The organism is Rhodopseudomonas sp. NSM (assembly GCF_052445935.1).
Lineage (GTDB): Bacteria > Pseudomonadota > Alphaproteobacteria > Rhizobiales > Xanthobacteraceae > Rhodopseudomonas.
Window position 1 is genome coordinate 128707 of the sequence record NZ_JBQTCH010000004.1, and the last position, 24149, is coordinate 152855.

A 24149-nucleotide genomic window follows, 5' to 3' on the forward strand; every position below is an offset into this window, starting at 1 on the left:
TTCTATTCCTTGAGCAGGCGGCGATAGTAAGTACTTCGATCGATTCCGAGCCGGCGCGCGGCGCGCGACACATTTCCGCCGCTCGCCTCCAGCGCCAGCTGCAGCGCCGAGCGGGTCTGCGCCGCGAGCGACGGCACCGGCGGTGGATCGAGCGGGGCCTCGCCCGGCGAGCCGACGGCCGCGCTGATTTCAGCCGGCAAGGCGGAGACCTCGACCGGATGGCCCGGCTCGCCCAGCACCAGCAGCGCGCGCAGCGTGCCGACCAATTGCCGGAAATTGCCCGGCCAGTCATAGCCGGCAAGCCGGCGTTCGACCTCTTCCGACAATTGGACGCCGGCCGCCTCGCCGCCAAGCTGACGCCACACGCCGCGGATCAGCGCGAGCCGGTCCGGATGATGGCGCACCGGCGGCCGTTCAACGACGTATTGGGCGATGCGAAAATACAGGTCCTGCCGAAACGCACCGGCGGCCAGCAGCGTCCCGAGCGACTGATGCGTCGCACAAATCAGCGCGAAATCGACCGGCACCGGGCGACCGCCGCCGAGCGGCGAGACGTGCTTGTCCTGGAGCACCCGCAGCAGGCGGCTCTGCAGCGATAACGGCATATCGCCGATCTCGTCGAGAAACAGCACGCCTCCGTCGGCCTGGCGCAGAAGGCCGGGCGCGCCCTGGCGCCGCGCCCCGGTGAACGCGCCGGCCTCGTAGCCGAACAGCTCCGACTCGATCAGGCTCTCCGGCAGCGCCGCGCAGTTCACCGGCACGAACGGTTTGTTGCGCCGCTCGCTTTCGGCGTGGATGCGGCGTGCGAACACGTCCTTGCCGGAGCCTGTCTCGCCAAGAAGTAGCAACGGGATACCCGCATTCACCAGACGCACGGAACGCGACAGCGACGCCAGCATTTCCGGCCCGAGGATCGGCTCGATCTCGCCCGCCGGTGTCGGCCGCGCTGCCGGAGCGGACATCACCGCCCTGCCGCGGGAGGGCCGCCTGCGCGCGTCGACGAGGCGGCCGAACAGCCGCGTGCCTCCGGGCCCGCGCAAAGGCTGGATCTGATCCGAGGGCCGTATCCCCGGCAGCACCGCCGGCAGTCTCGTCCGGTCGAGCGACGACCAATCGAGCCTCATCAGCTCCAGGCCGTGACGATTGGCGCCGACCAGCACACCATCGGCGAAAGCCAGCACGCCCTCGCGCGGGGTGCCGACCAGCGCGCGGTCCGCGTGGAAACGCAGCATCATGCAATGCTCGAACCCCTCGGTAAAGAAGCGGTGCTCGATCTGCTCGGCGGCAAGCCGCATCAGGCCGAGCGCATGAACATGCCGAATAGCCGCGGGCCCGGTCATGTCGAGCGCCCCTGCCACCTCGCCACGCGGATTGATCAGCGGCGCGGCGGCACAGGCCAGAATTTGGTGGCGTTCGAAGAAATGCTCCGCACCGTGAACGGCGATCGGCTGACGCTCCACCAGCGCCGTGCCGATCGCGTTGGTCCCGGTGGCGGCCTCGTTCCACGACACGCCGGGCCGCAGCGCCACCTGGGCGGCGCGCCCTGCAAAGGCCCCGTCGCCGACCATATCGAGGACCACGCCAGCGGTGTCCGTGAGAATCACGACGCTGCCGGTCAGGCGCGCGTCGTTTTGCAGTGCGTCGAGTTCCGGTCTGGCGAGACGCCCGAGCCGCTCGTGGAATTCTTGTAGTTCGCGCAACTCACGCGCGGTCGGCGGCTCGACCGAGGGCGAGCGGCTGGCGTCGAGACCATGGCCGGCGCAGCGCTCCCACGAACGCAGGATCGGAGCGGCCAGCATTCCCTCGACGGAGCGTCCTTCGCCGAAGAAACGACGGCGCGCGACAAAGACAGCATCACCATTTGATGCGAGCGACATGGGCGTCTCCGGGGTGTTGGATTCTGCAACAGGTGTTGCGCCCAACTGATCGCAGTATCACACGCAGTCGCGCGCGCTGTCCATAGATCACAGCCCGGCGCCCGACCGCTGCAAATAGAATCCTCCCAGCTTTATCAACGAGCTGATTGAATCGTGGACGATCCGCCGCACCGTCGCGCGCGGCTGGCACGCATTGTGCGTAGTTCTGCCCGCTTCAACAGTGGGAGGAAGCCATGAACATCATCACAACTATACATCCGGAAGTCGGCTCGGTTTTCAAGGCGAGATACGGCAACTTCATCGGCGGCCGCTGGGTCGACCCGGTCGATGGGCGGTACTTCAACGACACGACGCCGATCACCGGCGCAAAGCTCACGGAGATTCCGCGCTCGCAAAAAGAAGATATCGAGCTTGCACTTGATGCAGCGCACGCGGCGAGTCCGGGCTGGGCCAGGACGACGACGACGGAGCGGTCACTCATTCTCAATCGCATCGCCGACCGCATGGAGGCGAATCTCGACCTGCTTGCGACCGCGGAGACGCTGGACAACGGTAAACCGATCCGCGAGACGCGGGCCGCAGACCTGCCGCTCGCGATCGATCACTTCCGCTACTTTGCGGGCGCGCTCCGCGCCCAGGAAGGCTCGGTCTCGGAGATCGATCACGACACGATCGCTTACCATTTTCACGAACCGCTCGGCGTCGTCGGGCAGATCATCCCGTGGAACTTTCCGCTGCTGATGGCCGCCTGGAAGGTGGCGCCGGCAATCGCCGCCGGAAACTGCGTGGTGCTCAAGCCGGCCGAGCAGACTCCGGCCTCGATCCTGGTGTGGGCCGAACTGATCGCCGACCTGCTGCCGCCGGGCGTCCTCAATATCGTCAACGGGTTCGGGATCGAGGCCGGCAAGCCGCTGGCGTCGAGTCCGCGGATCGCCAAGATCGCCTTCACGGGCGAGACCTCGACCGGACGACTGATCATGCAGTACGCCAGCGAGAACCTCGTTCCGGTCTCGCTCGAACTCGGCGGCAAGTCGCCCAACATCTTCTTCTCCGACGTGGCGGCGGAGGACGATCCGTTCTTCGACAAGGCGATCGAAGGCTTCGTGATGTTCGCGCTCAACCAGGGCGAGGTGTGTACCTGCCCGAGCCGCGCGCTGGTGCAGGAATCGATCTACGACCGCTTCATGGAACGCGCACTCGCCCGTGTCGCCGCGATCCGGCAGGGCGACCCGCGCGACCCGGCCACCATGATCGGCGCGCAGGCGTCGCAGGAACAGCTCGAGAAGATCCTGGCCTACATCGAAATCGGCCGCCAGGAAGGCGCCGAGCTGCTGGCCGGAGGCGGGCGCGCGACGATGCCCGGAGAGCTCGCGGGCGGTTACTACGTCAATCCGACCGTCTTCCACGGCCACAACAAGATGCGCATCTTCCAGGAGGAGATCTTCGGCCCGGTGGTGTCGGTCACGACCTTCAAGGACGAAGACGAGGCGGTGGCGATCGCCAACGACACACAATACGGTCTCGGCGCCGGCGTCTGGACCCGCGACGGCACCCGCGCCTACCGGTTCGGGCGCGCGATCGCGGCCGGCCGGGTGTGGACCAACTGTTACCACGCCTACCCGGCCCACGCCGCCTTCGGCGGCTACAAGCAGTCCGGCATCGGGCGCGAAACCCACAAGATGATGCTCGATCACTATCAGCACACCAAGAACCTGCTGGTGAGCTACGGCACCGGGCCGCTCGGCTTCTTCTGATGCGCGACTAAGCGCATCGACGGCGGCGCGCGGCACCTGGCCGTGACGATTCCGGACGGCAGTGTTCTCACACTGCCGTCCGGGCAGCAGGGCATGTGCCCTGCGAAACGGGGCGCGTTCGTGTCCGGCCGCAAGCGTTCGGTCGGGCCGCGCTTCGACAACCGACCAACAATGAAACCCAAGGAAGGAAACACCATGACCGCAACGACCTTTTTCATCCCCTCTCTCAATCTGTTCGGCGCCGGATGCGTCTCCAGCGCTGCCGACCACGCCAAAGCACGCGGCTTCAAGCGCGCGCTGATCGTCACCGACCAGTGGCTGCACAAGCTCGGCATCGCGGACCAGATCGCCTCGATGCTGATCGAGCGCGACGTCACCAGCGTCATCTTTCCCGGCGCGAAGCCGAACCCGACCATCAGGAACGTCGAGGACGGGCTCGCTTTGCTGAAGCAGGAGGACTGCGACTGCGTGATCTCGCTGGGCGGCGGCTCGTCCCATGATTGCGCGAAAGGCATCGCGCTCACCGCCACCAACGGCGGCAGCATCAAGGACTACGAAGGCGTCGACAGGTCGGCGAAGGCACAGCTTCCGCTGATCGCCGTCAACACGACGGCCGGCACCGCCAGCGAGATGACCCGCTTCTGCATCATCACCGACGAGGAACGCCAGGTGAAGATGGCGATCGTCGACCGGCATACGACGCCGATCCTCTCGGTGAACGATCCGGTGCTGATGCTCGGCAAGCCTGCCGCGCTGACGGCCGCCACCGGCATGGACGCGCTGACGCACGCCATCGAGGCCTATGTGTCGATCGCCGCGACGCCGATCACCGACGCCTGCGCGCTGAAGGCGATGTCGATCATCTCGAACAGTCTGCGCACCGTCGTCGCCGAAGGGCAGAACCTCGCCGCCCGGGAAGCCATGTCGTATGCGGGATTCCTCGCGGGCATGGCGTTCAACAATGCGTCGCTCGGCTATGTTCACGCGATGGCGCATCAGCTCGGCGGCTTCTACGATCTGCCGCACGGCGTCTGCAACGCGGTTCTGCTGCCGCATGTGCAGGCCTACAATGCGCAGGTTGCGGCGGGACGGCTCAAGGACGTGGCCCACGCACTCGGCGTCGACACCGCTGGCATGACCGATGCGCAAGGCGCCGATGCCTGCATTCACGCCATCCAGCGGCTGTCGTCCGATATCGGCATTCCGCCCGGCCTCGGCGGCCTCGGCATGAAGGAGGCCGACGTGCCGACCCTCGCCGCCAACGCACTCAAGGATGCGTGCGGCTTCACCAATCCGAAACAGGCGACGCAAACGGAGATCGAAACCATCTTCCGCGCCGCGGCCTGACGAGGTCTGCCCGACCCGCGGACGCGCGCCGTGCGTTCGCGGGTTTGCTCAGAACGACGGACCCGACCATCCGGGGCCGCTCACGCCGTGAGTGCCCCGGATTCTAAACGCACACCGCCGCCGTCATTCCGGGGCGCGAGCGAAGCTCGCGAACCCGGAATCTGGAGGTTCAGGGCATTCCGAGCACGACGCGCACATCGACGACGTAATCCCGCATCCGCGTTGCAGAACATCTCGAGATTCCGGGTTCGCCGCTGCGCGGCGCCCCGGAATGACAAACGAGAGGTCGCACGCTGCGCGCGCCCCGGAATGACGAACGAGAGGCTGAGCTGACTAACGCCCCCAGCGATCCTGCCAGATCTTTTCGCCGGCGAGGCACGACACCCGCGGCGGCTGCTCCCTGTCGGCGGCGGGCAGGATGCGGCCCGGCGGGGTCAGACCGGCGACTTCCATCACCAGCTTGGTATGGATCGCCTCCTTGAACTTGGCGCGGTCCTTGATCGTCACCACGAACGCGCCGGGGCCGCCGATCACGCAATCCTCGTAGTAGAGGTCGAGGTTCTCGATATCCATCGTCGAATAGGACGGCTCCTTCACCATGATCGGCAGGCCGTTGATGACGATTCCCTTCTCGACCGCGGCGTCGCGCGCCAGCGTCACCGGCTCGCCGTTGTTGTTGGGGCCGTCGCCGGAGATGTCGATGACGCGGCGCAGGCCGTGATACGGATTCTGATCGAACAGCGGCACCGCGAAAGCGATCGCGCCGGAGATCGAGGTGCGCGACGCCCGCCGCAGCGGCGCGTTCATGATCTCGGCCGCGACGGCGTCGGCGGATTCCGGGCCGTCGATCACCTGCCAGGCCATGATAATCTTCTGATCGCCGGCCGCGGCCCATTCGAAATACGTCACCGCGATGCGGCCGTTCGGCCCGGTCTTCAACGTCTTCATGAAATCGGCGGAGCGCAGCGCCTCCGCATAGCCCTCGCGCTGCACCGCGAGCTCGTCGACATCCATCGAGTAGGAGACATCGACCGCGAGTATCAGCTCGACGTCGACCTCGCTCGTGCCGTCGGACCGGTCGGCGATCGGCGGGGCCCGGTTGGGCGCAGCCATTCCCGCCACCATGCCGGCCGTTGTGACAGCGGCGACCACCGCTCCGATCGAGACCCACCAGCGCATCGCGCGCCCTCCGGTCGAGGTGACGAGATCGTGACACGCCATGGTGACGACGAAAAGCGGCAAAGCCGGTTCCGCCGCGATCACGTTTCAGTCACTGATACAATCGGCGCGTTCCGGAACATGCCGCGCTGCACTGAAATCACGCAGTCCGCTCGCCCGAGGGCGGTTTCGCGATCGCAATCGCGGTTGTAAACTGCGGGGCCATCAAACCGGACCAGGCGCATGAGCAACGTCGTCACCAGGCCGACGGCCAAGGCGAAGCCGAAGGTCGAGCGGCCCAAGCTGCACAAGGTGATCCTCGTCAACGACGACTTCACGCCGCGCGACTTCGTGGTGATGATCCTGAAGTCCGAGTTCCGGATGACCGAGGAACAGGCCTACAAAGTCATGCTGACCGCGCATCAGCGCGGCGTCTGCGTGGTCGCGGTGTTCACCAGGGACGTCGCCGAGACCAAAGCCACCCGCGCCACCGACGCCGGCCGCGCCAAGGGCTATCCGCTGCTGTTCACGACCGAGCCGGAGGAGTAGCGGCAGTTTCACCTCTCCCCGCGCGCGGGGAGAGGTCGGATCAGCACGCAGCGATGATCCGGGTGAGGGGGCGTCTCCGCGAGGCCGAGAGTCAGAGACTCGCGTCGCCCCTCACCCCAACCCTCTCCCCGCAAGAGCGGGGCGAGGGAGCGCGCCGTGCATTGCTGATAGTCTCCGTCCTCTCTCGAGAGCGATCTACAATCCCTCCGCCGCCTGCAGCGTCTCGACAGCAAGGCCGTAGACCCGCTCGACATGCGACAGGCCTTCGATCGGGAACTCGCCGATCTCGACGAAGCCCTCGCCGCACAGACCGACGAAATCCGACGAGGCCACGACGGTGCGGCCGAGCCGGCCGGCGATCCGCTCCAGCCGGGCGGCGAGATTGACGGCGGGGCCGATGCAGGTGAAGTCGAGCCGGTTGCCGCCGCCGATATTGCCGTACAGCACCTGCCCGACATGCAGCGCGACGCCGAAACGAAACGTTTCGATGATGTGGTTGCCCTCGATATAGTTCATCGCCGCGACGGTGCCGCGGCATTCCTGCGCGGCGGCGAGCATCCGCGCGCAGACGTCGGCTTCGTCGCCGCCGTCGGCGGCGATCGGAAACACGGCCAAGAGGCCGTCGCCCATGAATTTCAGCACTTCGCCGCCGTTGCGCAGGATCGGCCCGACCTGGCAATCGAAGTAAGCGTTGAGCAGCTTGACCACGACCTCCGGCGGCAGCCGGTCCGACAGCGCGGTGAAGCCGCGCAGATCCGACAGCCAGATCGCGGTGCGCATGGTGTCGGCGTGGCCGCGCCGGATCTGGCCGGACAGGATGCGCGCGCCGGCGCGGTTGCCCACATAGGTGTCGAGCAGCGTGGTGGCGATCGCGCGCAGGCTGATCACCTCGATCAGCCGCGCCAGCGGCCCGGTGAGCCGCCGCAACGCAACCAACTCGTCGTCGCCGAAACCGCCCGGCCGGCGTGTGCTGAAACTGGAGCCGTTGATGCTGCCGTCCATGAATTTCAGTGGCAGCGCCAGATAGTCGGTGACGCCTTCGCGGCGCATGTCGTCGAAGAACGGAAACGTCCTGCTGACGGGATCGTCGAGCCGGAAACGGACCTCGACGCCGGTGTCGTACATCAGCTTCAGCGGGCTGCGCTGATATTCCTCCAGGCTCTCGACGTCCACCGTGGTTTCGCTGGTCACGGTCTCCTGGCCGTCACGCCAGACGAAGCCGTAGCCGTAAATGTCCGGATGCAGCGTTTCGACGAACACGCCGACGCGGTACAGCGGCAGCCCGGCCGCGACCAGCCGCTCGCAGGTGCGCGTCATCATGGCGACCGGCTCGGCCTCGGAGCGCGCGCCGTCGATCAGCCAGTCGATCAGGTCGTGAAATGGTTGCGATTGCATCGCGCCATCCTAGCGGAACGCATCGGCATTGGGACCGTGTTACCGCTCATGGCAGGTCCTCAGGCCTGCCATTGCCGGCGCAGCCGCCGCGGCGCCTCCGAGGCGGTCTACCCGACCTGCCCGCGATGGCGCAGCAAATGATCGGCCAGCACGCAGGCGACCATCGCCTCGCCGACCGGAACCGCGCGGATGCCGACGCAGGGGTCGTGGCGGCCCTTGGTGAGGATGTCGGTGTCGTGGCCGTCGCGATCGATGGTCTTGCGCGGCGACAGGATCGACGAGGTCGGCTTCACCGCGAACCGCGCCACCACCGGCTGCCCCGTGGAGATGCCGCCGAGAATGCCGCCGGCGTGGTTCGACAGAAATTGCGGGCCGTGATTGCCCATCCGCATCTCGTCGGCGTTCTCCTCGCCGGTCAGCGCCGCGGTGGCGAAGCCGTCGCCGATCTCGACGCCCTTGACCGCATTGATGCTCATCAGCGCCGCGGCGAGGTCGGTGTCGAGCTTGGCGTAGATCGGCGCGCCGAGGCCCGCGGGCACGCCTTCGGCGACCACCTCGATCACCGCGCCGATCGACGAGCCGTTCTTGCGGATGCCGTCGAGATAGTCGGCGAAGAACGCCGCCTTGTCCCTGTCGGGGCAGAAGAACGGGTTGTTGCCGATCTCGGCCCAATCCCACTTCTCGCGGTCGATCTTGTGCGGCCCGATCTGCACCAGCGCGCCGCGCACGGTCATGCCGCCGATCACCTTGCGGGCGACGGCGCCGGCGGCGACCCGGCTCGCGGTCTCGCGCGCCGAGGAGCGGCCGCCGCCGCGATAGTCGCGGATGCCGTATTTCGCCTCGTAGGTGAAGTCGGCATGGCCCGGCCGAAACTTGTTCTGGATCTCGGAATAATCCTTGGAGCGCTGGTCGGTGTTCTCGATCAGCAGCGCGATCGGCGTCCCGGTGGTGACCTGCGCGCCGGTCTCCGGATGCGCCATCACGCCGGACAGGATCTTCACCTGATCGGCTTCCTGGCGCTGGGTGGTGAAGCGCGACTGGCCCGGGCGGCGGCGGTCGAGATCGCCCTGGATGTCGGCCTCCGTCAGCGGGATCAGCGGCGGACAGCCGTCGACCACGCAGCCGATCGCCACCCCGTGGCTCTCGCCGAAGGTGGTGACGCGAAACATGTGGCCGAAAGTGTTGAACGACATCGAGAACGCCCGGACAGGAATGAGAACCGTCAACCTGGATGCGAAAAGTCAACGCGCGGCTGTCGTAACCCGCTGACCGGGCAGGGTCAAACCGACCCTCTCCCCCTGTGGGAGAGGGTGGCGAGCGAAGCTCGCCGGGTGAGGGGTGCCACGCGCAGTGCGTAGGAGATTGGCGCGGCCGCCCCCTCATCCGACGCGGACTGCGTCCGCGCCACCTTCTCCCACGAGGGGAGAAGGAAGGCGTCGCTCACCCCTCTTGACAATAGTCCTATTATGATTATAGTCCGCATCGTCCTGTCCGTGAGGGGCGCTTCGCGAGGCGTCGTACAAGCGGGACAGATCGACGGGTTGGGAAACCAGCCCCGATGATAGTTCGGCAATGCCGGCTCGGCCGGTGGAGTCGAACGGATGCGGCGTCCTGCGCGTGTGCCTCGCAAGCACGCGTCCGGGAGGCAGAGGTCACCGTCCGCCGCTACTACGAGCGGCTGCCGCTTTCGTGGCTGGACGGGCGCAGCAAGGCCGGGGAGATCCCGCACCGCTGTGCTCCCGGAAGAACGGTCCCGATGCCCAAAACCGCCGCGGTGGGCGCGCCGATCAGGCGTTGCGCGATGGTCCGCAAAGCCATCGCGTTACTCACCACCTTCGCGCCTTTCGGCGCGCCCCCACCCCTCGCTGCGAAGCGACGGGTGCAAGCCTCGGACGCTCCGGCGCCGCGAGACCAAGTTGTCGTGGCTGTTTGATAAGTGAAGATGCCAGCGCGAGCAGGTCCCCGACTTGCGCTCCGTCATCCTGAGGCGCGAGCACAGCGAGCCTCGAAGGATGAGCCGCAAGACACCGGCTGTGCGCATCTCCGCATCCTTCGAGGCTCGCCCTTGCGGGCGAGCACCTCAGGATGACGGCACCGGGATGGTAGCAGCGCTCAGTCCTTCGCCAGCGAAATGTCCGGCGCGTCGGGGCGCTTCATGCCGACGACGTGGTAGCCGGAATCGACGTGGTGCACTTCGCCGGTGACGCCGCGCGACAGGCCGGACAGCAGATACAGCGCGCTGTCGCCGACCTCCTCGATCGTCACCGTCCGGCGCATCGGCGAATTGTATTCGTTCCATTTCAGGATGTAGCGGAAGTCGCCGATGCCCGACGCCGCCAGCGTCTTGATCGGACCGGCCGAGATCGCGTTGACGCGGATGTTCTTCTCGCCGAGATCGGCCGCGAGGTAGCGCACGCTGGCTTCGAGCGCGGCCTTGGCGACGCCCATCACGTTGTAGTGCGGCATCCACTTCTCGGCGCCGTAATAGGTCAGCGTCAGGATCGAGCCGCCGTCCGGCATCAGCTTCTCGGCGCGCTGCGCGATCGCGGTCAGCGAATAGCACGAGATCAGCATCGTCTTGGAGAAGTTGTCGGCGGTGGTCTCGACATAGCGGCCGTCGAGCTGGTCCTTGTCGGAGAACGCGATGGCATGGACGACGAAGTCGATCTTGCCCCATTTCGCCTTCAGCTCGTCGAACACCGCATCGATGGTGGCCGGATCGGTGACGTCGCAATGCCCGACCAAAATACCGTCGAGCTCGGCCGCCAGCGGCATCACCCGCTTCTTCAGCGCGTCGCCCTGCCAGGTCAGCGCGATCTCGGCGCCGTGGGCGCGGCAGGCCTTGGCGATCCCCCAGGCGATCGAGCGGTTGTTCGCCACCCCCAGAATCACCCCACGCTTGCCTTGCATCAGGCCTGAATCGGTCACCATTTCTTATCCTATCGCCTTGATCGGGCTCTGGAGGTACACCAGCGGCCGGGCTTGGTACAGCCCCTGTTCGTGACGATTTCGGCCGCTCGGGCGATCTCGGCGCAGCCGAAGCGGGCCGCACCAGCCGGCCGGGGTGATCGGAGCGGCGAACGCATTTCGGGACGGTGCAGCCGGCGCGCCGGAGCCGGCGGGCGCCGGCTCGGGCGGGTCGCGGCACGACCCTGCCGAAGGGGCGGCGGTTAGTCGTCAGTTAGTTGCAGCCGCCTGCGGTGGTGCCTCGAATGCCACGGTCCAAATTTCGACATCGATATTCGCGGATTCGACCATCGGCGCGCCTCACTATCGTCCGACGAACTCCGGATGGTTTCGGTGCGTCTGATCCGCCGATCGGCGCACTGCGGCCTCGGCCGGGGTCGCGCTGATCCCCCGCGCCGGGGCCGCACCCGTTTCGGTGCCGCGCAGCGCTGCTGAACGCCGGCGGCGTCAGGGCCTTCCCCGGAGCGCGACTTTCAGATTGTATCCCTGCCGCAAGTGCGAAGGGGATACCATGCAAGTTCAGACGATCGACACCACCTGCGGGCGGATTGCCTGCCGCCAGTCCAAGGGCAGCGGGCCGGCCATCGTGATCCTTCACGGCAATTCGGCCTCCTCGAATGCTTTCGCGCCGCAGATCGAGAGCGCGCTCGGCGACAAATACCGGATCCTCGTCCCCGATCTGCCCGGGCACGGCGGTTCGGACGACGCGACCGATCCGGCCGGCACCTACAACCTGCCCGGCTATGCCGCCGTGCTGCATGAGGTCGTCGCCAGGCTCGACGCCACGGATGCGGTATTCGTGGGCTGGAGTCTGGGCGGGCACATCGTGCTCGAGGCCGCGCCCGACCTTGCAAAGGCGCGCGGCTTCGCGATCGTCGGCACCCCGCCGATCAGCTTTCCGCCGGCGATGGACCAGGCGTTCCTGCCGACGCCGGCGATGGCCTATACCTTCCAGCCCGAACTGAACGAGGAGCAGGCGCGCGCCTATGTGGCCGCCGCCTTCCGGCCGGGCGTCACCGACCTGCCGGCGCAGATGGTCACCGATGTGCTGCGCACTGACGGCCGCGCCCGCGGCCAGCTCGCCGCCAGCATCCGGCCCGGCGGCTTTCGCGACGAGGTGGCGGTCGCGGCAGATCTGAAGCAGCCGCTCGCGGTGCTGCATGGCGCGGAGGAACAGCTCGTCAACGGCGCGTATTTCGACACGCTGACGATGCCGACCCTGTGGCGCGGCAAAGTGCAGGTGATCGACGGCGCGGGCCACCTGCCGCAGTGGGAGCAGGCCGAACTGTTCAACGCCCTGCTCGATCAATTCGTGACGGACGTGGCGACCTGACCGAAGCGGCGACGCGATCGAAGCGGTCCACCCCGCGGCCGGGCGTGTCGCACCCACGCAGCCTGCGAGGCTGCGTGGGCACCGAAGTCAGTTGAGGTCGCTGCGCGGATGATAGGGATGGCCGTCGCGCCATTTCTGCATCAGCGCTTCCAGCTCGGCATCATGGCCGTCCGGCAGCACGATCCGCGTGGTGACGAACAGGTCGCCCGCGGCGCCGCTCTTCGGCAGGCCCTTGCCCTTGAGCCGGAAGGTCCGCCCGCTCGAGGTGTTCTTCGGGATCGACAGTTCGATCGCGCCGGTCAGCGTCGGAACGCGCACCTTGGCGCCGAGCACCGCCTCGTACAGCGTGATCGGCAGTTCGAGCCGCAGATCGCTGCCGTCGACCTTGAAATACGGATGCGCGGCATAATTGACGGTGATCAGCAGGTCGCCCGGGCGGTGGCCGGGCGCGCTTTCGCCCTGACCTTTCAGCCGGATCTGCTGGCCGGAACCGACGCCGGCCGGAATCTTGACGTTGAGCTCCTTGCCGGTCGGCAGCCTGACGCGCTTCTCGGTGCCCTTGGCCGCCTCTTCCAGCGTCACCGTCATCGCGACGCTCTGATCGAGGTCGGGCGCAAAGCCGCCGGTGTCGAAGTCAAAGCCCTGGGCGCCGCCGCGCGGTCCGCCGCGCATGCCGGCCGCACCGCCGAACATCGAGTTCAGGACGTCCTCGAAGCCACCGCCGCCGCCCGCGAATCCGCCACTGCCGCCGCGAAAATTGTACTGCTCGAAGCCGCCGCCGGGACCACCCGCACGTCCGCCGCGCGCGCCACCGCCACCGGGGAAGCCCTGGAATCGCGGCTTGCCCTCGGCGTCGATCTCGCCGCGGTCGTATTGCTTGCGCTTGGCCTCGTCACCGATGATCTCATTGGCCGAATTGACTTCGGCGAAGCGGGCGGCGGCCTTCGGGTCGTTGGCGTTGGCGTCGGGGTGATGCTTCTTGGCCAGCTTGCGATAGGCGCTCTTGATCGCCGCAGCGCTGGCGTCCCGCTGCACCCCCAGGACCTCATAGGGGTCGCGCATCCGTCTCGTCTCCTTCAAGGAATTCACATGATGGGCAGACCGCCCATTGTCGTTTCATCTGGGATGTTTGTGTCGCTTTTGCAACCGCTTTCGGCCACCTCCGCGGCCGTCAACCGCGGCGCCAGGGCTTCAGCGAGCGGATTTCCCAGTGCCCTTGTGCCGAACGACAGGCGGCACCCTGCATCCAGCTTTCCGATCTGTCCTTGACGTAGCTGGCGAGGAAATCGCGGCAGGAGCGGCCATCGGCCGTGTAGGCGGCGGCGAGCGGCGTGACCGAGCCGCGCGCGCCGGTCGCGGGATTCTCCCAAGGCTGGCTGGAATCCTTGTCGCCCTTGGTCAGCACGTCGGATGCTGCAATCCGCGCCAGCGCGAGGTCGGCTTCGGTCGGGCCGTTGTCCGCAGGCGGCGCCAGCGCCCGGATCGAGCCTGTGAAGTCGCTGCTGTCCATTTGGGCAAAGGCCGCGTTCTTGCCACCCACACTGCAGCCGCCCAATCCGGCCCCCGTTAGAATCGCTATCATCGCCACAGCGGGGGTGATCCCCGATAGGCCAACGCAATTGCGTACCCTATATAGGTCTGGCCTATACAGAGCCGTCAGCGCGTTCCGGACCGCGGTAAAGCACAAGTCGGATTTCCTCGCATGAGCGATACCTCCACCAAACACCAGAGTCAGTTAACGTCAGGTGATTTCACCGCGTCGGAGAATCCATTTGAGTTGTTTGCTGAATGGTTTGCAGAAGCGAACGCGTCCGAGCCCAACGATCCGAACGCGATGGCGCTCGCCACGGTCGATTCGGATGGCCTGCCCGACGTGCGGATGGTGTTGATGAAGGGCTACGACACCGACGGTTTCGTTTTCTATAGCCACATCGCCAGCCAGAAGGGCCGCGAACTCGCCGCCACTCCCAAGGCGGCGCTGCTGTTCCACTGGAAGTCGCTGCGGCGGCAGGTCCGGATCCGCGGCGCCGTGACGCCTGTCACCGAAGCCGAGGCCGACGCCTATTTTGCCACGCGGCCGAAGCAGGCGCAGATCGGCGCATGGGCCAGCAAGCAGTCGCAGCCGCTGGAAAGCCGGTTCGCGTTCGAGCAGGCCATCGCCAAGGTCGCCGCGCGCTATCTGATCGGCGAGGTTCCGCGACCGCCCGGCTGGAGCGGATGGCGGATCACGCCGTCACGGTTCGAATTCTGGCACGACCGCCCGTTCCGCCTGCACGACCGCATCGAATTCAGCCGGGACACCCCGGCCCAACCCTGGACCAAGACAAGGCTGTATCCATGAGCCCCCCCGACACCCCGAAGCCGCGCGCACCGGATAGCAATGCGCAGCGCCGGACCATGATTCTGACCGGCGCCAGCCGCGGCATCGGCCACGCCACCGTGATCCGCTTTTCCAGCGCCGGCTGGCGCGTGCTCACCTGCTCGCGCCATCCGTTCCCGGAGGAATGCCCGTGGGGCGCCGGGCCCGAGGATCACATTCAGATCAATCTCGGCGACCGCGCCGATACGCTGCGCGGCATCGACGAGATCCGCGAGCGACTCGACGGCGACCAGCTCCACGCGCTGGTCAACAACGCCGCGATCTCGCCGAAGGCCGCCGGCGGCGGTCGGCTCGGCTCGATCGACACCGAAATGGACACATGGGAGCACGTCTTCCACGTCAATTTCTTCGCGCCGATCATGATGGCGCGCGGACTGATCGCGGAATTGAAGGCGGCCAAGGGCTCGGTGGTGAACGTGACCTCGATCGCGGGGTCGCGCGTGCATCCGTTCGCGGGCGCCGCCTATGCCACCTCGAAGGCGGCGCTCGCCGCGCTGACCCGCGAAATGGCCTCGGATTTCGGCCGCATCGGGGTTCGCGTCAATTCGATCGCGCCGGGTGAGATCGACACCTCGATCCTGTCGCCCGGAACCGAGAAGATCGTGGAAGAAGACATCCCGATGCGCCGCCTCGGCACGCCGGATGAGGTGGCCAAGATCATCTACGTGCTGTGCACGGAGACGTCGTCCTACGTGAACGGCGCCGAGATCCACATCAATGGCGGCCAGCACGTGTAGCGACGCCGCTCTTTTTTGATATCGACGGCGGAGCGAGCGATCGCCCCGCCGCAATTTCTTGTTTGTCAGTCGGCCCGAAAACGCCGCGGCGGCCGCAGCCGGCCGGGGCGCTGAAGGGCGATGCCGGCGCTCGAGCAGTCATCCTCGGAATCGCCCTCGAACAGCGGTGCGCCGCAGTGGCGGCAGAAGCGGCCGCTTATCGCTGTTGCCTGACTCGGTCGCTGCGCTCGCTGATAGTCTGCGAGGTCGATGACGTTGCGACGTGGTGTTACAACTTTCTCAACCATTGCTGTCCTCGTATATGTGACAGGCTTATCGCAGCAAACCCTTCTTCCAACTGTTCAGACGAACGCTCAAATTTTAGATGCAGCCGCCGGTCAGCCCAGATGCTTTCCAAAGAATGCCGCCGCACGCGACCACGCGAGCTCTGCGGCTTCCCGATCGTGGACCGCGGCACGCTGTTCGTTGACGAAGGCATGGTCGGCGTCGTAGCGGAAGAACTCCGCGCTCTTCCCGGCGTCTTTCAGCCCTTTTTCGAACGCGTCGACGACTTCCGGCGTGCACCAGTCGTCCCGATTGGCGAAATGCCCCTGCATCGGGACTCGGACTTCGGAAGGCTTCGCCGCTTGTTCCGGCGGGATGCCGTAGAACACAACCGCCGCGCTTAGTTCTGGAATCTTACACGCACCGATCACCGTGACGGCGCCGCCGAGACAGAATCCGGTGAGACCGACCTTGGCGCCGTTTCGCGACAGATAGGCCGCCGCGCCACGGACGGTCTGCGTCGTCGCATCCATGAAGTCGAGCGAGTTCATCTCTTTGTTGGCGGCGTCCGTGTCGTGATAGGGCACGACTTTGCCGTTGTAGAGATCCGGCGCCAGCGCATCGAAGCCGGCGAGCGCGAAACGATCGGTCAGCCCCTTGATCTGTTCGGACAGGCCCCACCATTCCTGAATCACGACGACGCCCGGCGCGTTGCCGCGTGCGGCATTGGCGAGATAGCCGCTGGCATCCTGACCGTCGGGACGCTTGAAGGTAATGATCGTGCCCATGTTTCCTCCACTTGAGTTGCAAATCGTTGCGAACATTGTGTGCGCAGGGATTGAAAGATGCAATCACCGGAGGTGCGGCCGCAGATCGCGGACTCCGCATAACAAAAAAGCCCCCGAAGGGGCTTTCTGTCACGTGTTCGTCTTCTGCTCTATCGTTCGTGCTCAGTGCACGTTCGACCAGACCTTGCGCTTGGTGAAGTACAAGAGGCCGCTGAGGATGAGCAGGAAGATCATGACCTGCAGGCCAAGGCGCTTGCGCGCTTCGAGATGCGGCTCGGCAGCCCACATCAGGAAAGCCGTCACGTCCTTGGAATATTGCGGCAACGTCTCCGGGCTGCCGTCGTCGTAGGTCACCTGACCGTCGACCATCGGCGGAGGCATCTTGATCGAATGCCCGGGATACCACTTGTTGTAGTACGAACCATCCGGAAGGCTGAATCCCTCCGGCGGCGTATCGAGATAGCCCTGCAGCAGCGCATCGATGTAGTTCGGGCCCTGCTCCTGGAACTGGGTGAAGAAATCGAACACGAACTGCGGGAAGCCGCGCGGATAGGACCGGGCTTTCGCCAGCAGCGACATGTCCGGCGGAAGCGCGCCGCCGAAGGAAGCACGCGCCGCCTGCTCGTTCGGGAAGGGCGACTTGAAGGTGTCGGCGAGCCGGCCGGGCCGCTCGAACATCTCGCCGGCGTCGTTGGGACCGTCCTGGATCGAGGCTTCAGCCGCGATCGCCTTGGCCTGATCCAAGGTGAATCCGGGGCCGCCCGGCTCGGCGAGGTTGCGATACTGCAGCAACTTCATCGAGTGGCAGGTCGCGCAGACTTCCTTGTAGATCTTGAAGCCGCGCTGCAACTGGGCGCGATCGTAGGTGCCGAACGGGCCTGCGAAGCTCCAGTCCAGCGACGGCGGGCTCTCGCCGCCTTCCGCAGCCTTCGCGCTCTGCGCACCGCCGAACATCAACGATCCCGCCAGCACAAGGGCAAACAGGCTCGCCGCGGTCGTGCCGGCAACCTTGCCCTTGTTCAGAACGTCTTCGGCGATCGAGTTCGGCAGCGGCAAGGTCTTTTCGACCCTGGACAGCAGCGGCAGTACGATCAGGAAGTAGGCGAAGTAGGCGAAGGTGAAGACGCGGGCGAGGATCGTGTAGATGCCTTCCGCGGGCTTCGAACCGAGCCAGCCGAGCATGATGCAGACCACCACGAAGCCCCAGAAGAAGCGCTTGGCGAGCGGCCGGTAACGCGACGAACGCACCTTGGCACTGTCGAGCCAGGGCAGGAACAGCAGCACGATGATCGCGCCGAACATCGCGACGACGCCCATCAGCTTGTTCGGGATCGAACGCAGGATCGCATAGAACGGCAGGTAGTACCATTCCGGCACGATGTGCGGCGGCGTCACGCCCGGGTTGGCGGGAATGTAGTTGTCGGCCTCACCGAGATAGTTCGGCATGTAGAAAATGAACCAGGAGAAGAACAGCAGGAAGCAGCACGCACCGAACACGTCCTTGAGCGTCGCGTAGGGCGTGAACGGAACGGTGTCCTTTTCGGTCTTCGGCTCGACGCCGGTCGGATTGTTCTGACCGGTGACGTGGAGCGCCCAGACGTGCAGCACGACCACGCCGGCGATCACGAAGGGCAACAGATAGTGCAGCGAGAAGAACCGGTTCAGGGTCGGGTTGCCGACCGAATAACCGCCCCACAGCAGCGTCACGATGCTTTCGCCGATGAACGGGATCGCCGAGAACAGGTTGGTAATGACGGTGGCGCCCCAGAAGCTCATCTGGCCCCACGGCAGCACGTATCCCATGAAGCCGGTCGCCATCATCAGCAGATAGATGATCACGCCCAGGATCCAGAGCACCTCACGCGGTGCCTTGTACGACCCGTAATACAGACCGCGGAACATGTGGATGTAGACCGCGATGAAGAACATCGACGCGCCGGCGGCGTGCGTGTTGCGCAGCAGCCAGCCGTAATTGACGTCGCGCACGATCCGCTCGACCGAGTCGAAGGCGAAGTCGACGTGCGGCGTGTAGTGCATCGCCAGCACGATGCCGGTGATGATCTGCACCGCGAGCATCATCGACAGGATGGCGCCGAACGTCCACCAGTAGTTCAGGTTCCGCGGGGTCGGGTAAGCGACGAACGAGGAATGAACCAGGCCGGCGATCGGCAGGCGTTGCTCGAGCCACTTCATGAAGGGGCTCTGCGGCTGATAGGTCGATGGTCCGCTCATGATGCGATCCTAAGCAAGGGTATAGCGACGCGGGTCGGGAGGGCGTCAGCCGATCTGGATTTTGGTGTCGGAGACGAATTGGTAGGGCGGAACCGCCAGGTTCAGCGGCGCGGGCCCTTGGCGGATACGACCGGAGCTGTCGTATTGCGAGCCGTGACACGGACAGAAGAAGCCGTCGAACAGACCTTCATGCGCGATCGGAATGCAGCCCAGATGGGTGCAAATGCCGACAACGACGAGCCACTTCTCGTGGCCTGCCTTGGTGCGCTCTTCATCGGTCTGCGGATCCGGCAGTGCCGAAAGGCTCACGGAGCGCGCTTCGTCCACCTGCTTGGGGGTGCGGTTCATGATGTAGATCGGCTGACCGCGCCAAAACACCTTGATGTCCTGCCCTTCGGCGATCGGAGTCAGATCGACTTCGATCGGCGCACCGGCGGCGATGGTCGATGCGTCCGGGTTCATCTGGGCGATGAACGGCCACACCGCAGCTGCTGCGCCGACTGCGGCCACAGCACCGGTTGCAATGTAGAGAAAATCACGGCGCGTCGGTTCCGCCGAAGTCTCTGTCGTCACGATCCAAAGCCCTTTCATATCTGCGGCCGGCGAAGCGGTCTCGGCAGGATGCGAAACGATCGTCCGAGGGAGAGCCGCCGAAGTCCGCAGCCCACGCATCCCTTGGCCGCTATCACAGCCGGTCAGGTAGAAACAGACAGTTCAGAATCGATCTATTGGCACCCTTGCCGGTAGAGCGCAAGCCCGCGAAGGGCTAATCAGCGCAGCCAGAACAATTCGGAAGAGTTGTCGTACGCACTGCCAGTTAGGATTCAGTTGCTTGGGAGCAATACGGAATGCGGATCGCCCTGTACCAGCCCGACATTCCCCAGAATACCGGGACTTTGCTTCGGTTTTGCGCCTGTTTGAACGTCGAAGCTCACATCATCGAGCCCGCCGGTTTTCCCGTTTCGGATCGTCATTTCCGTCGCGCGGGAATGGACTATCTCGATCAGATCACCATCGTTCGCCATGATTCCTGGCCAAAATTCGAGCAATGGAGGAAAGACGCTGACTGCCGGGTGATTTTGCTTACAACGAAAGGCGTAACACCCTATCTCGAACAGCGTTACCATCCCACTGACGTGCTGCTACTGGGCCGGGAAAGCGCCGGGGTGCCCGACGAAGTCGCCGCAGGCGCCGATGCCCGGGTGGTGATCCCGATGCAAGCGGGGATGCGTTCGCTCAACGTCGCGATGGCCGCGGCGCTGGTGGTCGGCGAAGCGCTTCGCCAGACCCGACAAGGCTAGAGGACACGACGCCGTGAGCTACGCGGTCAAAGAAATCTTCCTGACCCTGCAGGGCGAAGGCGCTCATGCCGGGCGCGCATCGGTGTTCTGCAGGTTCGCGGGCTGCAATCTGTGGACCGGACGCGAGCAGGACCGCAACGACGCTGTCTGCCAGTTCTGCGATACCGACTTCATCGGCACCGACGGGACGCTCGGCGGTCGCTACACCGACGCGGATCAGCTCGCCACCACAATTGCCGCGCAATGGGCGGGCGACGATCAGGACCGTTATGTCGTGATCACCGGCGGCGAGCCGCTGCTGCAACTCGACCTGAAACTAATTGATGCACTGCACAAGCAGGGCTTCGCGATCGGGGTCGAAACTAACGGTACAATCGAACCACCTCTCGGAATTGATTGGCTTTGTGTCAGCCCGAAAGCTGGCGCGCCGCTGCGCGTGCAGTGCGGTAACGAGCTCAAATTGGTTTACCCGCAGCCGGGCGCTATGCCCGACCAGCTCCAGGGGCTCGCCTTCGAGCGGTTCTCGCTGCAGCCGATGGACGGCCCCGACCGCGACGAGAATACCCGCCGCGCGATCGACTACTGCCTGCGCCATCCGCAATGGCGGCTCAGCGTGCAGACCCACAAGGTGATCGGGATCAGGTAGGCGCCGGTGCCGCCTCGCCGTGATTGGCGTGTCATGACGAATCGCTAGGCTCGGGCGCGTGATCAACACTTCAAGCGGGAGCCAGACATGGACTTAAAGGCGGGCGACGTCGTGATTCTGAAATCCGGCGGCCAGGCAATGACGGTGGCGGAAGCCCGTGCCGACGAAGTGGTCTGCGTGTGGATGGGTGAGGAAGGCGATCTGTTCCGCGAGAGCCTGCCACTCGCCGTGCTCGAAGCGATCGAAGTCGACGACGAAGACGAAGACGACGCAGAAGATGACGCAAAGGACACCGAGGCGAACAAGGTCACCTGAGGGGCATCCGTCCAATTTCGTTGCGTTCAACCCCGGAACCTCGCGGCCATGGACATAGTCCAGGGCCGCGAATCTTTGGGAAGCAACTACAGCAGGTGATCGCGGGCAAACCGCGCCGCAGTCTGGTCGGCGATCGTCTGCAGCCTCTCCACATCGACCGGAAAGTCCGCCGCCAGCCAGGCATCTTCGGCCAGCGTGAGGACATGGCCGAGCGCCGGCCCCGCGGCAAAGCCGCGAGCGATGAAATCGGCGGCTCTCAAAGGGAAACCCGGCGCGCGCCAGCGCTGCGGCAGATCAATCAGGTTCCGCCACGGCGCCGGATCGGCCTGTCGGCCGGCCCGCGCCCAGGCCAGCATCATGCGATCGTGAAAGCGCGACTCGCCGAGGCGGTACAGCCGGCGTCGCGCGGTCGCCTCGTCCATGCCCGCAAGCCGCCACCATCGATGTCCCATCGAGTCGAGCCGCTTGCTCTCGGCGTTCGACAGCCGCAGCCGCTGCGACAGCCGTCTGGCGTCTTCGGTGACCGCGACCGCAAGTGCGCCGAGCCGCCGCACCGGATCGGGATCGAGCCCGAGCGCCTGCTCCGCGCCGATCATTGCAGCGAAAGTTCCCGGATAGGTCACGCCGCCGAGCACTGCGAGCAGAAGGCCGCCGTCCGCCATCGCCTCGACCGAGGCGAGCGCGCCGTCCGCCACCATCAGTTTCAGCATCTCCATCCGCATCCGCTCGGCCGACAAATTGGAGAGGCCGCCGCGACCGCGAATGCAGGCGAGAGTGCCGTCGCGCTCCGGCGCGCCGACGCCGTAGGCGGCATGGATGCGGAAGAACCGCAGGATGCGTAGATAATCCTCGGCGATGCGCTGATCCGGATCGCCGATGAACCGCACCCGCCGCGCGGCGATGTCGTCGAGGCCGCCGACATAGTCGTGCACCACGCCGTCGGCCGACACCGACAGCCCGTTGATCGTGAAATCGCGGCGCTGCGCGTCGCGCATCCAGTCGCGGCCGAACGCGACCTTGGCCTTGCGGCCGAAGGTCTCGACGTCCTCACGCAGCGTGGTGATCTCGAAGCCGTGGCCGTCCAGCACCAGCGTCACGGTGCCATGTTCGATCCCGGTCGGCACCGCCTTGATGCCGGCGGCCCGGGCGCGGCGGACGACTTCGTCGGGCCGAGCGGTGGTGGCGATGTCGACGTCGCCGATCGGCAGCTTCAACAGCGCATTGCGCACTGCGCCTCCGACCACACGGGCTTCTTCGCCATCGTCGTTGAGCAGGGCGAGAACCTGCGCGGCCGGGCCGGCCTGCAGCCACGGCGCGTCGGCGCGCACCGCGCTCCCGGTCATTTTTCGACTCCGGGGACGAGGCGGCCGTCCTCGATATGCGCCGGCACATAGGTCGCTCCCGGCGGCGCGCCGGAATAGTGAACCAGCAGCAGCAGGCTGAGGATGACCAGCGCCAGCGCCGAAATCAGCAGCCAGCCGACGATGCGGAACGGCCAGGACGAGCGGTGCGTCAGCGCCGAGCGCGTGATCACCAGGTAGGTCGCGTAGAAGATGAAAGGGATGAGGAAGATCGCGACTTCTGTCAGCACGGCACGGATCATGGCAGGCAAATCCGTTCATACAAGACTCGCAAAATGCCTGCGGTCGCGCCCCAGATGTAACGCTCGGCGAACGGCATCGCGTAGTAGGATCGCTGCGCGCCGCGGAATTCCTTGCTGTGCAATTGGTGATTGCCCGGATTCATGAGAAACGACAGCGGCACCTCGAAAGCGTCGTCGACTTCCGATTTGTTGATGGTCAGTTCGAAGCCGGGCCGCACCCGCGCCACCGTCGGCAGGATGCGAAAGCCGAAGCCGGTGCCGTAGACGTCGAGATAGCCGATCGGCTCGACATAGGAGCGGTCGAGGCCGATCTCCTCCTCCGCCTCGCGCAGCGCGGCGTCGAGCGGGGAATTATCGGTGGCGTCGATCTTGCCGCCGGGAAACGCGATCTGCCCGGCATGATCGTTGAGATGCGCGGCGCGCATCGTCAGCAGCACGGTCGGCTCAGCGTGTTCCACCACCGGAATCAGCACCGCGGCCGGGCGGATCGGCCGCTCCTCCGCGATCAGCCGCAGCATCCGGTCGGTGCCGTGATCGCCGCTGTCGGGAATGACGCTGGCGTCGGTCAGCGCCGGCGGCACGTCGAACCGCAACCGCCGCAATGCGCGATCGAAGAAGTCGGCCGAACTGATGCTGCCCGCGGCAGACTCAATCCCCATCATCGGCTCGTTCAAAGTGCTTCCGGCCCGTTCAAAGTGCTTCCCTCATCTGCTCCGCGTCGGCCATTGCGAAGAACGCGCCGCCGGAAGCAATTCCAAACTTCGGATGACCATCGACCACCCGCTCCTCGCCGATGTCAACCAGATCGTAATACAACGCCCGCGTCACCTTGGCCCAGAGATCGGCGCGAACGTGAAGATAGGGCACCATGCCGCCGTCTTCCGCGGCCTCGAACCGCAGCCGGTGATCGGCGTCGCAGGCGACCCAGTCGTCGACATTGGTGCGGAAGCGCAGCAATCGGCCGCGCGCATCCTCGTCTTTCGCCATCTCGACCGCCAGAAACGGCGCGTCGTCGACCTTGATCCCGACCTTCTCGACCGGCGTCACCAGGAAGTGCTTGCCGTCCTCTCGCTTCAGGATGGTTGAAAACAGCCGCACCAATGCCGGCCGTCCGATCGGCGTGCCGAGATAGAACCAGGTTCCATCGCTGGCGATGCGCATATCGAGATCGCCGCAGAACGGCGGATTCCACAGATGCACCGGCGGCAGGCCCTTGCCGGTCGCGGCTTTGCCGGCCGCCTCGCGCGCCGCTTCCGTCAATCCGTCGAGGCTGCGATTCGCGCTCTGCCCTTGCTTCGCCATGGTTTGCCCTGACCCTCAACTGCTGAAGTGGCACGATAGCTGCACATCTTCGACAACATGCGGCGCGGTTCAACTCTCCACATCGTGATGCGCGTCGATCCGCGATGCCCATAATGTGGGGATAGATTTGGCTAATAAAACCATAGCCTTCGCTTCGTCGCAGGAGGCAGCCTAGCATATCTGGCCGTGACGGGACGATGC

At 65.7% G+C, this 24149-nt stretch carries 23 protein-coding genes; 9 read left to right on the forward strand and 14 right to left on the reverse strand.

What is annotated here, in order from left to right:
• Positions 1–2 precede the first annotated feature (2 nt).
• Positions 3–1877 carry a sigma-54-dependent Fis family transcriptional regulator gene (locus ACTZWT_RS12545; protein WP_444770296.1) on the reverse strand — a complete coding sequence of 625 codons (1875 nt, stop codon included), beginning with the start codon at positions 1875–1877 and terminating at the stop codon, positions 3–5.
• A gap of 233 nt (positions 1878–2110) precedes the next feature.
• On the opposite strand from ACTZWT_RS12545, the gene adh reads away from it, so the two are divergent.
• The gene (gene adh / locus ACTZWT_RS12550) at positions 2111–3631 is read left to right on the forward strand and encodes an aldehyde dehydrogenase (protein WP_444770018.1); all 1521 of its coding nucleotides are present in this window, start codon (positions 2111–2113) and stop codon (positions 3629–3631) included.
• Positions 3632–3826: 195 nt separating this feature from the next.
• Complete coding sequence (gene yiaY / locus ACTZWT_RS12555; protein WP_444770019.1) at positions 3827–4978, forward strand: L-threonine dehydrogenase; 1152 nt, start codon at positions 3827–3829, stop codon at positions 4976–4978.
• A gap of 333 nt (positions 4979–5311) precedes the next feature.
• Here the strand turns inward: yiaY and ACTZWT_RS12560 are convergent, their stop codons facing one another.
• The gene (locus tag ACTZWT_RS12560; protein ID WP_444770297.1) at positions 5312–6157 is read right to left on the reverse strand and encodes a DUF1194 domain-containing protein; all 846 of its coding nucleotides are present in this window, start codon (positions 6155–6157) and stop codon (positions 5312–5314) included.
• A 222-nt stretch (positions 6158–6379) separates the two neighbouring features.
• Between ACTZWT_RS12560 and clpS the strand changes: the two genes are divergently transcribed.
• Complete coding sequence (clpS, locus tag ACTZWT_RS12565) at positions 6380–6685, forward strand: ATP-dependent Clp protease adapter ClpS (protein ID WP_444770020.1); 306 nt, start codon at positions 6380–6382, stop codon at positions 6683–6685.
• 195 nt (positions 6686–6880) lie between these two features.
• On the opposite strand, the gene ACTZWT_RS12570 is transcribed toward clpS, so the two are convergent.
• The 3 genes from ACTZWT_RS12570 to fabI all read right to left on the reverse strand — a co-directional run bounded on the left by ACTZWT_RS12570 (position 6881) and on the right by fabI (position 11011).
• Entirely contained in the window at positions 6881–8080 is a 1200-nt protein-coding gene (locus tag ACTZWT_RS12570; protein ID WP_444770021.1) for an adenylate/guanylate cyclase domain-containing protein, read from the reverse strand.
• Positions 8081–8187: 107 nt separating this feature from the next.
• Entirely contained in the window at positions 8188–9273 is a 1086-nt protein-coding gene (aroC, locus tag ACTZWT_RS12575) for a chorismate synthase (protein WP_444770022.1), read from the reverse strand.
• Positions 9274–10192: 919 nt separating this feature from the next.
• On the reverse strand, positions 10193–11011 hold the full coding sequence (gene fabI, locus ACTZWT_RS12580) for an enoyl-ACP reductase FabI (protein WP_444770023.1): 819 nt from the start codon (positions 11009–11011) through the stop codon (positions 10193–10195).
• Positions 11012–11558: 547 nt separating this feature from the next.
• Here fabI and ACTZWT_RS12585 point away from each other — a divergent pair.
• On the forward strand, positions 11559–12380 hold the full coding sequence (locus tag ACTZWT_RS12585) for an alpha/beta fold hydrolase (RefSeq protein WP_444770024.1): 822 nt from the start codon (positions 11559–11561) through the stop codon (positions 12378–12380).
• Between the two features lie 87 nt (positions 12381–12467).
• On the opposite strand, the gene ACTZWT_RS12590 is transcribed toward ACTZWT_RS12585, so the two are convergent.
• On the reverse strand, positions 12468–13442 hold the full coding sequence (locus ACTZWT_RS12590; protein ID WP_444770025.1) for a DnaJ C-terminal domain-containing protein: 975 nt from the start codon (positions 13440–13442) through the stop codon (positions 12468–12470).
• A 109-nt stretch (positions 13443–13551) separates the two neighbouring features.
• On the reverse strand, positions 13552–13962 hold the full coding sequence (locus ACTZWT_RS12595; RefSeq protein WP_444770026.1) for an RT0821/Lpp0805 family surface protein: 411 nt from the start codon (positions 13960–13962) through the stop codon (positions 13552–13554).
• A 120-nt stretch (positions 13963–14082) separates the two neighbouring features.
• On the opposite strand from ACTZWT_RS12595, the gene pdxH reads away from it, so the two are divergent.
• Both pdxH and ACTZWT_RS12605 read left to right on the forward strand, forming a co-directional pair.
• Positions 14083–14721 carry a pyridoxamine 5'-phosphate oxidase gene (gene pdxH, locus ACTZWT_RS12600; protein ID WP_444770027.1) on the forward strand — a complete coding sequence of 213 codons (639 nt, stop codon included), beginning with the start codon at positions 14083–14085 and terminating at the stop codon, positions 14719–14721.
• Positions 14718–15497: an SDR family NAD(P)-dependent oxidoreductase gene (locus tag ACTZWT_RS12605; RefSeq protein ID WP_444770028.1), complete on the forward strand. Its 780-nt coding sequence runs from the start codon at positions 14718–14720 to the stop codon at positions 15495–15497. The genes pdxH and ACTZWT_RS12605 overlap by 4 nt, the downstream gene beginning before the upstream one ends.
• A 377-nt stretch (positions 15498–15874) precedes the next feature.
• On the opposite strand, the gene ACTZWT_RS12610 is transcribed toward ACTZWT_RS12605, so the two are convergent.
• The 3 genes from ACTZWT_RS12610 to petA form a co-directional block, all read right to left on the reverse strand.
• Positions 15875–16549: a dienelactone hydrolase family protein gene (locus ACTZWT_RS12610; protein ID WP_444770029.1), complete on the reverse strand. Its 675-nt coding sequence runs from the start codon at positions 16547–16549 to the stop codon at positions 15875–15877.
• Between the two features lie 162 nt (positions 16550–16711).
• Positions 16712–18781: a cytochrome c1 gene (locus ACTZWT_RS12615; protein WP_444770030.1), complete on the reverse strand. Its 2070-nt coding sequence runs from the start codon at positions 18779–18781 to the stop codon at positions 16712–16714.
• A gap of 45 nt (positions 18782–18826) precedes the next feature.
• Positions 18827–19354 (reverse strand): ubiquinol-cytochrome c reductase iron-sulfur subunit, encoded by a 528-nt coding sequence (gene petA, locus ACTZWT_RS12620; protein WP_444770298.1) that lies wholly within the window; start codon positions 19352–19354, stop codon positions 18827–18829.
• Between the two features lie 275 nt (positions 19355–19629).
• On the opposite strand from petA, the gene ACTZWT_RS12625 reads away from it, so the two are divergent.
• From ACTZWT_RS12625 to ACTZWT_RS12635, 3 genes are all read left to right on the forward strand, one after another.
• Positions 19630–20082, forward strand: coding sequence for a tRNA (cytidine(34)-2'-O)-methyltransferase (locus ACTZWT_RS12625; RefSeq protein ID WP_444770031.1), 453 nt, complete (start codon positions 19630–19632; stop codon positions 20080–20082).
• Between the two features lie 13 nt (positions 20083–20095).
• On the forward strand, positions 20096–20728 hold the full coding sequence (queE, locus tag ACTZWT_RS12630) for a 7-carboxy-7-deazaguanine synthase (protein ID WP_444770032.1): 633 nt from the start codon (positions 20096–20098) through the stop codon (positions 20726–20728).
• A gap of 87 nt (positions 20729–20815) precedes the next feature.
• The gene (locus ACTZWT_RS12635) at positions 20816–21043 is read left to right on the forward strand and encodes a YodC family protein (RefSeq protein ID WP_444770033.1); all 228 of its coding nucleotides are present in this window, start codon (positions 20816–20818) and stop codon (positions 21041–21043) included.
• An 86-nt stretch (positions 21044–21129) separates the two neighbouring features.
• On the opposite strand, the gene ACTZWT_RS12640 is transcribed toward ACTZWT_RS12635, so the two are convergent.
• The 4 genes from ACTZWT_RS12640 to ACTZWT_RS12655 are packed head-to-tail and all read right to left on the reverse strand — an operon-like array spanning position 21130 to position 23948.
• Positions 21130–22386: a CCA tRNA nucleotidyltransferase gene (locus tag ACTZWT_RS12640; RefSeq protein WP_444770034.1), complete on the reverse strand. Its 1257-nt coding sequence runs from the start codon at positions 22384–22386 to the stop codon at positions 21130–21132.
• Positions 22383–22646: a DUF6111 family protein gene (locus ACTZWT_RS12645; RefSeq protein ID WP_444770035.1), complete on the reverse strand. Its 264-nt coding sequence runs from the start codon at positions 22644–22646 to the stop codon at positions 22383–22385. Before ACTZWT_RS12645 ends, ACTZWT_RS12640 begins: the two co-directional genes overlap by 4 nt.
• Positions 22643–23308: a CoA pyrophosphatase gene (locus ACTZWT_RS12650; RefSeq protein WP_444770036.1), complete on the reverse strand. Its 666-nt coding sequence runs from the start codon at positions 23306–23308 to the stop codon at positions 22643–22645. Before ACTZWT_RS12650 ends, ACTZWT_RS12645 begins: the two co-directional genes overlap by 4 nt.
• A 28-nt stretch (positions 23309–23336) precedes the next feature.
• The gene (locus ACTZWT_RS12655; protein WP_444770037.1) at positions 23337–23948 is read right to left on the reverse strand and encodes a DUF1285 domain-containing protein; all 612 of its coding nucleotides are present in this window, start codon (positions 23946–23948) and stop codon (positions 23337–23339) included.
• Positions 23949–24149: the final 201 nt, after the last annotated feature.